Annotated in this window: 7 protein-coding genes; all 7 read right to left on the bottom strand. The window is 49.4% G+C overall.

Annotated elements, in window-relative coordinates; translation table 11 throughout:
- Window positions 1-75: 75 nt before the first annotated feature.
- The 7 genes from ACAN55_RS16145 to ACAN55_RS16115 all read right to left on the bottom strand — a co-directional run bounded on the left by ACAN55_RS16145 (window position 76) and on the right by ACAN55_RS16115 (window position 12,456).
- The gene (locus ACAN55_RS16145; protein ID WP_379134833.1) at window positions 76-2,274 is read right to left on the bottom strand and encodes an alpha-galactosidase; all 2,199 of its coding nucleotides are present in this window, start codon (window positions 2,272-2,274) and stop codon (window positions 76-78) included.
- Window positions 2,275-2,327: 53 nt separating this feature from the next.
- Window positions 2,328-2,864, bottom strand: coding sequence for a hypothetical protein (locus ACAN55_RS16140; RefSeq protein ID WP_379134830.1), 537 nt, complete (start codon window positions 2,862-2,864; stop codon window positions 2,328-2,330).
- 675 nt (window positions 2,865-3,539) lie between these two features.
- Window positions 3,540-4,778 (bottom strand): purple acid phosphatase family protein, encoded by a 1,239-nt coding sequence (locus ACAN55_RS16135; RefSeq protein WP_379134827.1) that lies wholly within the window; start codon window positions 4,776-4,778, stop codon window positions 3,540-3,542.
- 116 nt (window positions 4,779-4,894) lie between these two features.
- Complete coding sequence (locus ACAN55_RS16130; RefSeq protein WP_379134824.1) at window positions 4,895-6,130, bottom strand: collagen-like protein; 1,236 nt, start codon at window positions 6,128-6,130, stop codon at window positions 4,895-4,897.
- Window positions 6,131-6,450: 320 nt separating this feature from the next.
- Window positions 6,451-7,398 (bottom strand): hypothetical protein, encoded by a 948-nt coding sequence (locus ACAN55_RS16125; protein ID WP_379134822.1) that lies wholly within the window; start codon window positions 7,396-7,398, stop codon window positions 6,451-6,453.
- Between the two features lie 23 nt (window positions 7,399-7,421).
- The gene (cysK, locus tag ACAN55_RS16120) at window positions 7,422-8,342 is read right to left on the bottom strand and encodes a cysteine synthase A (protein WP_379134820.1); all 921 of its coding nucleotides are present in this window, start codon (window positions 8,340-8,342) and stop codon (window positions 7,422-7,424) included.
- A 259-nt stretch (window positions 8,343-8,601) separates the two neighbouring features.
- The gene (locus tag ACAN55_RS16115) at window positions 8,602-12,456 is read right to left on the bottom strand and encodes a discoidin domain-containing protein (protein WP_379134924.1); all 3,855 of its coding nucleotides are present in this window, start codon (window positions 12,454-12,456) and stop codon (window positions 8,602-8,604) included.
- Between the last annotated feature and the right edge of the window lie 639 nt (window positions 12,457-13,095).

Raw genomic sequence — 13,095 nt, 5'->3', positions numbered from 1 at the left:
GCTGTGCGTCGGCACGGGGAACGTCCCCTGCCAGCGCACAGCTTATTTTTTTGAAGCAGACCATTTGGCGCAACCTTAGTTACTTTGGACTTTCTTGAATCTCCACAGTACGCTTTGGAAGTCTCCGTGCAGACTTGGCAGCGGGAGTCCGGCATACATCAACTGGTCTCCGCCGTAGATGCCCCCACCTTCAATCCACTCATAATCGGCATCCGGGTCAAGCCCTTTCAGCCGGAGATCATGCAGCGGATCGTTCGGCTCCGCAAGTACGCGGGCGTACATAACCACTGCTTCCGACTTATCCTCTGAGGCAATCAACCAGGAAGTTTCATTGCCTTCAAAGGGACTAAGCAATCTGTACATTTCTCCAAACTGCACAAGATGCCGCAATTCCTTATACAGGGCTACCTGACTACGCACGGTCTCCTTCTCCTGATTGGTGAATTTCGTCAAATCCAGCTCATAGCCGAAATTTCCGGACATCGCGACATGGCCTCGAAGTTCAAGTGACGTATTCCGATGCACCTGGTGATTCGGCACCGCCGATACATGACTGCCCATAGAGCTAGGAGGATATACAATACTTGTTCCGTATTGGATTTTCAGACGGCTGATGGCATCCGTATTATCACTTGTCCATGTCTGGGGCATGTAGTACAGCATGCCGGGATCGAAGCGTCCTCCTCCTCCGGAGCAGCTTTCGAACAGGATGTCCGGGAACTCCGTTGTGATCCGTTCCAGAACACGGTACAACCCCAGGATATAGCGGTGAGCTGTTTCCCGCTGTCTTTCCGCAGGCAGCAGCGCAGAGCCAATCTCGGTCATATTACGGTTCATATCCCATTTCACATAAGTAATCGGTGCGCTTCTAAGCACATCAGCAATCCGGTCGCCAATCGCCTTACATACATCCTCGCGGGAGAAGTCCAGTACAAGCTGCATCCGCGCTTCTGTCCGCCGGCGGTCCGGCACATGCAGGCACCAATCCGGATGCTCGCGGTATAGCTCACTATCCGGAGAGATCATTTCCGGCTCGAACCAAAGCCCGAATTTCATATCCAGGCTGTTCACACGCCGTGCCAGATCATCCAGTCCCTCCGGCAGCTTCTTCGGATCAATGAACCAGTCTCCCAGTGAACTGCGGTCATTGTCCCGGTGACCGAACCAGCCGTCATCCAGCACGAACAGCTCGATCCCAAGCTCGCTTCCCGCACGGGCAATACTCTCGATTTTATCCGCATTGAAGTCAAAGTATGTCGCTTCCCAGTTGTTCACCAGTACCGGACGGGTCTGATCACGGTAGGTACCGCGGCATAGCCGGGTCCGGTACAGCTTGTGAAAGGTTCTGGACATGGAGCCGATACCGCTTGGTGAGAAGACGAGTACCGCTTCCGGAGTTTGAAAGGACTGCCCTGCGACCAGCAGCCAGTTAAAGTCAAACGGATTAATCCCTATAGATAGGCGGGTGGTCCGGTACGGATCAACCTCAGCCTGTGCAGAGAAGCTTCCGCTGTACACAAGGCTGAATCCGTATACATCACCGTGATCCTCGTCAGCTCCTTTAGAGAGCAGCGCAACGAACGGATTATGTGCATGGCTGCTTGCCCCTCTGCGGCTTTCCACGCCCTGCATACCGGAGGCCAGCGCTCTGCGCTCCATGTAACGTTCACGCGCCCAAGAGCCGGATAGGTGCAGAAGATCATAGTCGGAACCCTGGAAATCAACACTCATGCTTAGCCCGCGTAGCAAATTAAGCGTATTGCTTCCCTCATTAATGAACCGAACAGAGCGGGTTATGGCATTCAAATGTTCAAATACCGTATAGGATAGAATAATCCGCAGGCCGATCGCTTGATCAACCAGCTCCAGTTCAAGTGTTTCAGCTTCACTCTCCTGCTCTATATAAGTTGACGGCAGGCCTTCTAGAGATGGTTTGCCCTTGTAAATCCGGTGTGTATCATATATTGCCTCAGAAGCTGTATGCCCTTGTCCATCTTGAATTTGATAGGCAGGATGTCTGAAGTCACCAACGCCATATGAAGGATACTCTTGCAGGAGCGTATCGTACGACACGGACATATCGTCCGGGAAAGGACTTGGAGAGAAGGAGCATCTTTCTGTCCGCTGGATAATCGTCGCAAGCGCGCCGGAACGGATCTTCCGTCCCCAGTAGACATGTGCAGGAATTCCCTGTGAAAGCAGTTGAATAACATAACTCGTTTCATTGCTTTGAAGATGGAATATACGTTGTTGCGAATCAAATTGAATTCCCATGATAGCCTCCATTTTGTCTGAAATAATCTGGCATTCATTTAGTTAAGGTGCACTTATGACTTGGCGTAACGTAGAATAGCTGCCGCAGCGCGTTCCCTCCGTTCAGCATCACTGCACCGTAGAGCAGACTTCAGAATCTCCAGTGCTTCCGCAATGGTATCCTCATCAACGACTGCAGATCTCGCAGTTCCCAGATTTCCCGTTAAAAGATTAGAACTCCACCGGTACAACTGCGCCTGGTCCACCGGATACGGAAATTTCGAAACGGTTTCAGGATGTTCCAGAAACAATCGAACCTCAGCATTCAATTCTGCCCGCGGTATTTGTACCAGCCAGGTCACACCTCTGCGGTGGCACAAGCCCTTGTCTCTGGCTTCCGGGGAATCCTCATAGAAATAATCACCGAGGTCCCCAAGATGAACCCTGTCCAGTTCGGCAATCAGTACATAATCCCCATCCTGCATGTCATGTACGAACAGCTTCACTGCATCCAGACTTTCTTCCAGCCCGGGACTTACAAAATTATGCTCCAAAAACTCCGCGATTCTCTCCCTGCCCTGAGGGTTTGATTTCATCTGGTACAGATTCACCGACGTTCATTCCTCCTCTTGAAACGAATCTTCTGAATGTTGTATATAATGAATCCTATTGCAGAATCGCATATCTCAACAATAAGCAAAGTTCTTCCGAAATGCAAAAACATTTCCTCACTGCCTGCGAGATATCATAATGGACACAAAAGGAATGAAAAACAAAGAATCAGACCGATATTAAGCGCTTTCAGAAGAGATTGGCGTAAATGTTCTACAAATTTAAAGTATTTGCCTTTTTACAATTTGGGCACCCGGGCGTATAGTTTAGATATCAACTACAGGATAACTAGTCTACTAGTAAGGAAAGCTTAGCGGGCAGGTAAAGACTCTTCGGTAAGTAATCTTTAGTAGAGAAGATCCTTAGATTGATACTATATTCTTTATCCTGACGGTAAAAGTTTCGATTCATCGCTCTGAACGAATTGGTAAGAGCTTCTTAAAGCTCAAATGATGAAAAATCAAACCGCCTCGTTACAAGAGGGTGTAACAGAGAATTTTTATTCGGATGGATAGGCAGCATTTCTGCCACCTCGGACGATTTCTATCGAATGAGAGTTAAGGATAGGATAAGGAGTCTGAGAAGAACATGGGTATAGTGGAAACAACGTAAACCCCAATTATTGATGAGGTAATCAATAATTGGGGTTTACGTGTGCTTTTTAACAAAAAGCGCTAGTGTCTTAGCACCAACTCATCCAGCTTAACTCCGTCGACATCGTAAGCTTCATAAGTCAGCACACTTCCTTTTATAGTAATTGCGGCAAACATCGGTTTATAGTTCTGGAAATGAACCTCGTGGTAGAACTGATCCTCTTTCATATCGTTGAACTTGCCACCTGCTGTATTGGTGACCACATACACAACTCCTTTAACAGTCCTCTCTTCAGGAACAACAGCACCGGCCCGCAGCGGGTAAGAGCGGGAATATTCATGATTATGACCCTGAAGCACCAAATCCACCCCATAATAATCAAATATTCTGGTCCACTCCTCAAGCTTTCTGGAGAAGCTCCTCCCGTATGCAGGACGGTGCATGGCGACGATTGTCCACTTCTTATCTGTATCAGCCAGATCTTTTTTCAGCCACTGCGTCTGATTCTTCAGATTGCTCTCGGTATTGAGCACCGTTACATGTACAGGGCCATAGTCAAAAGAATAAGTAGTTCCGGCATTGGAACCTTTAGCCCCGTTACACGGCAGATTGAAGTGAGAAGCATACCTATCCGCATCGCCGCTCACCTCATCATGATTTCCTATAACCGGCATGAAAGGAACCTTGGAGACCCTGCTCTTCACCTTCCCGAACAAAACATCCCACCCCGCAACATCCTCCGGGTTATCAGTCAGATCTCCGTTATGTACGATAAAATGTGCTTGAGGAAAGGTTCGAAGAGCCTGCTCCAACGTCCTTCCCCACAACTTAAAATCAGCCTCCGACGTCCCTTGTGAATCCGTCACATTTAGAAAAACCACCTGATCACCTTCTGTAGCCTCCGTACTGAATTGCGAGGGCGTGCTCCATTCTTCCGCAACTCCGCTTCCGACTCTATAAGTATACTCCGTCCCGGGCTTAAGACCCGTAACCTCAACTTTATGGACGGTTCTGTTGTGTTTATAGGTATCAATAGTGATACTTCTAGCCTGAAGCCGGAGAACCTCTGCACTAGAGAAAGTAGCCTTGTGTCCTTGCACCAGTTCCAGCCAGCCGGTCTTTTCAGATCCAAGAGTATGCCATGTAAAAGCACGGCTTGTTCCGGGATTCCCCTTAAAAGTTGTAACCAGATTGAAGGGGAGCGTTCTCCCGGGAGAGTTTAAGGCTTTTCTTGATTTCAGCCGTTCCACTCCCATAATTAGCAGAGCCAGCAACATTATGATTTCGATGATAATAATGACTTCTCTATAATCCTTCAACCGTGCCGCCTCCTTCTACACCCAAGTATTTCTGTTCGGACAACTACATAAACGGCTATGGAGAAAAAACAGTCCAGAATGTAATGCTTTCTGAACTGTTTCTGATTTAGATATTCCTATGCCAACTGTTTGATAAGCACAGAAGCATTAACGTTGGTTTGCGTTCCCCCAGCTAAGGTCTGTAGTGTTACTGCAGCCGAGGAACTATGATTCCGCAAAGTCAAAGCATCGCCGGAGGCGAGCGCGAGTATAACCTGCCCATTGTTTTGCTGAGTTCCTGCTCCTGATCCATAGACAGAACCGGGCACCAATGCTCCATTTAAAAAGAGTGCAAATTGATTGGGCTCAACACCCGATACCGAGAAGGTCACTTCATATATCCCCGCAGTTGTAATTGAGATTAATGCCGTACCTGGAGCATGTGTTATCCCCGGTGTAGTAATACCATTGGTATCGAAAATAACATCAGCTTCAATTGGAACTACTCGTGCGCCCACATTATAAATATATGCAAATTGCGCGATCCCGCCTGGTGCTCCAGTCGCTCCGGTAGCACCAGTTGCCCCGGCTGGCCCCGCTGTTCCAGTGGCACCGGTTGCACCTGCCGGTCCCGCCGCTCCGGTTGGGCCGATTGCCCCTGCAGCTCCACCTGGTCCCACAGGTCCTACAGCTCCAGCAAAGCCCGCAGGTCCTGCTGGTCCTACTGGTCCGGCTGGTCCTGCTGGTCCTGCTGCTCCCGCTGGTCCGGCCGGACCAATGGCTCCCGGAAGTCCGATAGGACCGGCCGGCCCTGTGGGACCAATGGCTCCTAATGCTCCAGCTAACCCCGCTGCTCCGGCTAATCCCGCTGCTCCGGCTGCTCCTAAGGCTCCAACTGCCCCTGCGGCTCCTACTGCACCTAGCGCGCCTGCCGCGCCCAATGCACCTGCTGCCCCGGCTGCCCCAGTTGCTCCCAGGGCTCCTGCGGCTCCTAATGCTCCGGCTGCTCCTAAGGCACCGGCAGCTCCCGCTGCTCCCAAAGCTCCGGTTGCACCTAAGGCTCCAACCGCTCCTGCCGCGCCCAATGCGCCTGCGGCTCCTAATGCTCCAGCGGCCCCAGCGGCACCCAAGGCACCGGTCGCCCCGAGTGCTCCTACCGCTCCCGCCGCGCCCAATGCGCCTGCAGCGCCTAATGCACCTGCTAATGTACCTTGTGGAATAATGACACGCACAATTTGTTTTTTGACATTAATCTCCTTGCAACAGCAACCTTTCTCCAGTGAACATTTGCCTTTCACATGTCTTCTTTTTTTCTTCTCACAAAACTCGACTTTTTTGACTTTCCTTTTTAACTTGTGTTTAGAATAGCCCATTCTCAGCACCTCCATCTAGACCTTTGGTATATTACTCCATTTACCTACTGTCGGCATGGACAGCTGCCGTGATCAAAGTATTTTTTTATTGGCAAATCACTAAGCTTATAAATACAGGCCCATGCAAAAAGGCCATTCACCCAGATCTAGCACAAGGTGAACAGCCTGCTATTTGAAATTCTTCTGTTAGATCAAATCATCATGAAGGATGCCACACAAACAACATGTTAATATAACAACGAAGCTTAGCCTTGATTTCGCCGTAAAATCTTTTTCTGAGCCGCAGCCCGAGAGAGTGAAATCTTGCCAAAAGCAGCCTCTTATATCGGCGATGTGTAGCGACCGTACCGGATATCCAGTTCCTTAAAAGAGTCTCCCTCCTGATTCAGGAAAAAGGTGTTAACCCCTTCCGCGCCCCACCAGTTGAGGCCAACCAGCAGCCCCTCTTTTGTATCCGCGGCGAACAGCACAGAGAACATATCCGGTATTACTTCTCCGCCATCATCCACACGCCATACCGAAGATTGATCCTCCTGAATTACAGCAGGATAGTCCATGAAAGATAGGCTGGTTCCCGTATTAAGCACGATGCTGAACAACATATCATTATCTTCTCTAACAAATTGCACGATATACAGCTGACGGTCTTCGGACAAATCGGCGAGCTTCCATATTTGTTGGATCTCACGCTTCTTGGCGGCACCAATGCTACTCCGCACGCTCTCTTCCACAGCCGATTCCGGATCAGCTGACGGCAACTCTACAGGAACCAATGACTCCAGAATGAACTCGGCACGATCTGTCAGGTAGTAGCTCTGATCTCCTGACGCCACACCATCAACCAGTGTAAAAAGATATCCTGGAAGATTCGCGAAATTCTGCGCCGTTTCCCTGCCGTTATTGTTATCGTTCCCATCCTGCCATTTCTCGAATTTCACAGCGAGTACTTTGCCTTTGTCACCAACGGCTGTGTTGATTAATTTCATCTCAGCCAATTCATCCTGGTTATCACGCGTGACTAGAATATGCTTGCCAGCATCATCTGCAAAGCCGAAATTAGCCTTCAGTTTCCCAATATCCGGGACAGCCTGTTCCGGCTGAGCAGTTCCTTCAGGTGACGGTGAGGGACTGGCTTCAGCCTGTGCGGTAGGCGGTGTCGTGGAACTCTCAGTCGGCAGCGGAGTCGTATTTAAAAAGGCATCCTTGTTCCCGGTTGCACATCCCGTAAGCAAGAGAGCAATCAGCACGATCCCAATACATATTCGCATTTCCGTACCTCCTCAGTGTGATTTTAAAATATCCCCATGCTCAGGTAACGTTCGCCGGTGTCCGGGGCAATACAGAGCACTTTTCTGCCGCTTCCCAATCTCCGGGCTTCACGAAGAGCCGTCCATACTGCGGCACCTCCCGAAGGGCCGATCAGTATTCCTTCCCGGGCGGCCATAGCCCGAACAGTCTCCAGAGCGTCTTCATCAGACACTTGAACTATCTCATCATACACACTGGTGTTCAGTATGGCCGGTACAAATCCGGGACTTGTACCCACCAGCTTATGCGGTCCGGGGTTACCGCCTGACAATACCGGTGATCCCTGCGGCTCGACAACCAGTATACGAATATCCGGTAATTGCTTACGCAACACTTCTCCGGTCCCGGTGATCGTACCGCCGGTACCGGATGTTGCTACGAACACGTCCAGCTTCCCATCCATCTGCTGCAGAATTTCAACAGCCGTAGTTGTCCGGTGGATGTCAGGATTAGCCTTATTCTCGAACTGCTGCGGAATAAAGCTGCCTGCGATACCTTTACCAAGCTCCAGGGCTTTTGCAATGGCACCCGGCATTCGTTCTGCTGCAGGCGTCAGCACCACTTCCGCACCATATGCCTTCAATATATTGATCCGTTCCTTTGTCATATTATCCGGCATGACTAGAATCGCCTTGTAGCCTTTCGCAGCCGCATTCATTGCAAGTCCGATTCCGGTATTTCCGCTGGTCGGTTCAATGATCGTTCCCCCCGGGTGCAGGAGGCCGTCTTCCTCCGCTTTCAGGATCAGATTATATGCAGCGCGGTCCTTAACACTGCCGCTGGGATTGAAGCTCTCCAGTTTCACATACAACTCGGCATCTCCAGGTCCCGTCAAGCGCTTCAAACGGACGACTGGGGTATTGCCGATCAGCTCTGTAATAGAGTTCACTATTTTAGTCGACATAGGTGCCTCCCTCATCTAAGGATGGTCAGTTTCCCCCCATTGTACCCTTTGAAAGGAACACTGTCGATTCGGCCACAAGAAACACTGGAAAAGGCCGGGGCAGATAACCTGAAATAAGGAACACTTGTGTAGATACCCCTTGTTAGTGACTTATACTGATAAACCGCAAAAAGCCGCCCCTTTTAAGGAAGGGACGGCTTTCACTTGAATCTTACAGCTCCAAAGCTCACTCAGGCTGTGTACCCGCCGGAGCACAAGGTCATGGGTTTACGGTAATTGTAAAAGTAGATGTTGTGTTCTTGATCGGGGTTACGGTATTCGAAATCTTCAGATTATTGAAGATTACAGAGCCTACCGCCGCTCCTTGGCCCTGCTCAGGCATCTCATTTGCCCAAATCCCAACCCCGGACTTCGCGTCGAATGCATCCCCGCTCTTTTGGGCGCCGGAAATCGTGATATTCGTGAATATCGTATCGGTTACCGGATTTTGCGGCTGCCCGCCTGAATAATTAGTTTGGAACATGATTCCGTGATACGTAGGATCGATGATATCCACGTCAATGACCCGGATGCCCTGGAACACCTTGGACGCCGAGAAGACCCAGATTGCCGGGAAGGTCTGCGAACCCCAGAAGTGTCCGCCTGCGCGTACAATGCTTATATTCTGGAGGTTGGTGGTTGGTGTTGCTCCAAAACCATTCATCGGATAACCAAAGTCCAGTGAACTGATGGTAATTCCTGAATAGCAGAGCGTATCGGCAATATAGATATTGCGGAAGGTGTTGGCATATCCGCCGTACACTGCTACGCCAGCTGCGCGCCAGGTCAGAATCGAGGTGAGATTTTCATACAGATTATCCCGCATATCAGCTCCGCCTGAATCAATAGCCGAGAAAAGCGCGAAGCTGTCGTCACCCGTAGCCCGGGCTTCCACATTCGATACGAGATTGTTCGTGCTGCCGTTGGTCATATTGATACCGTCAGCGAATGTATTGCGGATACGGGAATTCGTAATCTTCATATAATCCGTATTGGCACCCCAATACATACAGACCTGATGCTCGGTCCAAATGTTATCAATCGTAATATTCGACACATTGGAGAAGTCAAACACCTTGCCTGGACCGTCAATCCGCGAAGTGTAGTTGCCGAAGTAAGCAAAATTTGCAAAAGTCGAGCCATTAGCCGTGGCTTCAGCACGGAAGCCAACGTCGGTATTCTCCTGAGTGGATGGCGCGTAGAACCTTGTGTACCAAGGACCCGCACCGATCACTTTTACCGCTTTGCCGTAGACCTGGAATTTATTCGAGGTCTGATAATTACCCGCAGGCAGGTATACCCCTACCAGATTGCCCGTAGTATCCATGCGAACTTTATCCAGTGCATTCTGCACATCCTGATGAGTGAAGCCAGTAGGCACTGTATACTTAGCCGGATCAGGGTTCGCAATTGGCGTTACCTGCTCCAAGCTGATGAAGTCAATCGCATATTGTGAAGTATTGGCGGCATCCTTCTGCAGCCGGATTGTGCTTCCGGCAGGAATTGTATTGTCGAACATAATATTAGCTTCATCATAGATATGACGCGGAGAACCGGAGCCTGGAGTGTTACCCGGGCTAGTCTCAGAGCCGTACAGCCACGCGAATTTGGAAGTCAGATTGATTGCTTTGGTATACACGCCATTGACATAAATATTCAGCGTAGCGTCGGTTCCGCTGCCGCTAGAAGAGTCCGGGATCGAGAAGCGGGTAACCAAAGTATTTGTGTTAGCTTTGGTGGTGAATTCCACATAACTGCCAGTTGTATTCAGTGTTACAGCTCTTCTGCCGGAAGCTTCGCCGGCCAGATCACCAATGTTGCGGTTAGCCGAAAGTTTAACAGCTCCGCCACCAGTTACGCCTTCTTCTGCTTCATACATATCGTAAGGCATATTCGCTCCGCGGCCTACAAAGAGCGGCTGAGTCACAATATTATTCGCCCGCTTAACAGGCAGCTCGTTGGCATCAACGGCAATTTCGGTTTTGACATTGTATTTGCCGTTCGCTGCCGTCCAAGTACCCAGACTTAATGGAGCTGTCGTTGCACCACTAGCAATAGTACCGGAATAGGAACCGGTGAGCGTCTTAATAACGGCATTGGTCGTGGCGTCCGTCAAGGTTAGCGTGATGGCATGGGCTCCGCTGGCAGATGCTGTTGTACCTTGGTTCTTGATCGCTACGGAGAAGCTGACCGTATTGCCGGCAGCCGGATTGCCAGGTGTCCAGCTGACAGAGGAAGCGATCAGGTCAGAGCTGGATACCGGAGCCACCAAAAGTGAAGATGGATGAGTATAGCTGTTGTTGCCATCGTTAAGCTCGATAACGGCGTCGCTTTCATCCACTTTTGCACTTAATGCATAGGATCCAGCATCTTTGGCACCGATACTTAATGAAACATTCGTTGAAGTACCTGCGGCAAGTGCTCCCACCGATGAGGTTCCAACCAGTGTTGTTCCCAGATAGAAGCTGACATTTGTTGCTCCGGATGAAGCCGTTCCGGCATTCTTGACTGTAGAAGTCAAAGTAATGTTATCCGTCTCTACTGGAACTGCTGGTGACCAGGACATCCCCGTTACGGTAAGATCCGGGTTCGCAGCCGGTGTCCCGATAATTTGGAATTCAGCGATCTGTCCGGCACTTGAACCGGAGTTGGTCGTGATTTTCAATTGCACCTCACTGGCAGTAGTCGTTACCGGGATGGTAACGGTGTTGCCACTGGCAGGATTAAATGTATAGACAGTTGCTGGAACAAGGCTGGTGAACGCAGATGTCGACTGGTTATGTCCCAGAACCTGAATCGTCTGTGTCCGTGTCGCCCAGGCCGAGGCCGGGTTCAGCTTCAGAACGATGGATGTGACGTTCGCATTCGCGCCTAAATTCACACTGAGTGTATTCGGGTAACTTCCGCCCGCCCCTTCCCAGTAGGTATTGACATCGCCGTCATTCGCGTTAGTTGCGACGAAAGTGAATACGGAAGAGGATGCACTAACCGGTTTGTTTAATGCCAGGTTAGAGCCAGGTCCGGATGTTGGGGTTGCTGTTGGAGTTGGTGTGGCTGTTGGTGTAGGTGTTGGAGTCGCGGTTGGCGTAGGTGTTGGAGTCGCGGTTGGCGTAGCTGTTGGAGTAGGTGTTGGAGTAGGTGTTGGAGTAGGTGTTGGAGTAGTGCTGGCCGTAATATTTACATTGTCTAGATTCACATTTCCGGTGTCGGTAGAGTCATATTTGTAAGCAATCGTGTTAACACCTGCGTTTAGAGCCAGTGTTTCTGCTTTCGTGGACCATGTATCCCAGTTGGACAGGTTCGCAAGTGAAGTTTGTTTGATTTTGCTTCCATTGACGTAAATGCTGAGTGTTTTGGTACTGCCGGAAGCATTGGCATATCTCAGAGTGACATCATAACTGCCTGCGGCTGTAGCCGTAACACTGAAGATTGTAACCGCTCCGGAAGCAAGATATCCATCTACGAATCCGGCACCCGTATAACCTGAATGATCCGTATTAACTTTGGCGCCTCCTGAAAGAGCTGCAGCTTCAGCCTCATAAGTTCCTGTAGGAGTTGATGCTGTACCATAGACTTCAAATTCCGAAAGCTGTGCGGCCGGCCAGCCTGTATTGGCTGTGAAGTTAAGCTTCACATACCGGACGCTTTGCGTTGTGAAATTAATAGTGACGGTATTCGAGCCGTTCGAAGGATCAAAGGTGTAGCTGGCTGATGCCGCTAAATTACTGTAGGTTGAGTCATTGGTACTGCCTTGTACGGATAAGGTCTGTGTTCGGGCTCCCCATCCTGCCGGAAGCTTTAGCACTACCTGATTTACCGAACTTGTTCCACCCAGATCAACCCTGATCCACTGTGGAAAAGCGTTGCTCGAACTCTCCCAATACGTATTCTGATTATTATCATTTGCATTTGCCGCTACATATACATCGCCAACGGAACTTGCTGTAATGGCTTTACCTTGGGCCAGATTGGTCGCTGCCAAGCTGACGGCTGGGAACAACGTTAACTGCCCGATAAATAGTACTGTAATTAACAGATAAACTAGAATAGACTTTTTCGTGATTGATTTACTTATTGACACACTAACAACCTCCTCCAAATTGTTGTGGAGCTATGCTGATGGTATGCGCTTTCATAATTGATCACCTTATGGACAACCGCCTCCTAAGTCGAAGTGTTCTAGCAGTTCAAGCCGACCAGCCATATTATTAGTTCAAAGTTTATATCCTTTTTACTCACTATTAAGATGTCACAGCAAAAAGAACGATCTGCTCCTCGCGTAAGTATGCACATCTCAACCGCAAGTTGCCATGACCGAACTCAATAGGAGACCATCGATAAACTAACTAATAATGGTAATAATATAAGATATAGTTAAGTTGTAGTCGATGGCGGTTTCTATGCTTAATGTGTGAAATATTACGTTTAATCCATAAAAAAGTAAAAACGCTCCTCTAGTCACATCCATGTCTTCAGGAGCATTTTTCAGCTAATTATTCTGACCAGGATCTCTGGACATTCCTGTTTCAAAGCGTTCACGGACTTCACGATTTTTACTATATATGTATAAATCCAATGCTACACGCAGAACACTTCTAATCCACCCATAAACATCAATTTACCCATCTCCTTTATGATAGCCTGCTCCCGAAGAGAAACATGAACTACCACCCTGTAGTTTTAATTCCATTCTCCAGTGTCTTTTGCACACTTC

Source organism: Paenibacillus oryziterrae (assembly GCF_042610485.1).
GTDB lineage: Bacteria > Bacillota > Bacilli > Paenibacillales > Paenibacillaceae > Paenibacillus_AQ.
Note: the sequence above shows the minus strand (reverse complement) of the source record. Positions and strands in the feature narration are given on the sequence as shown.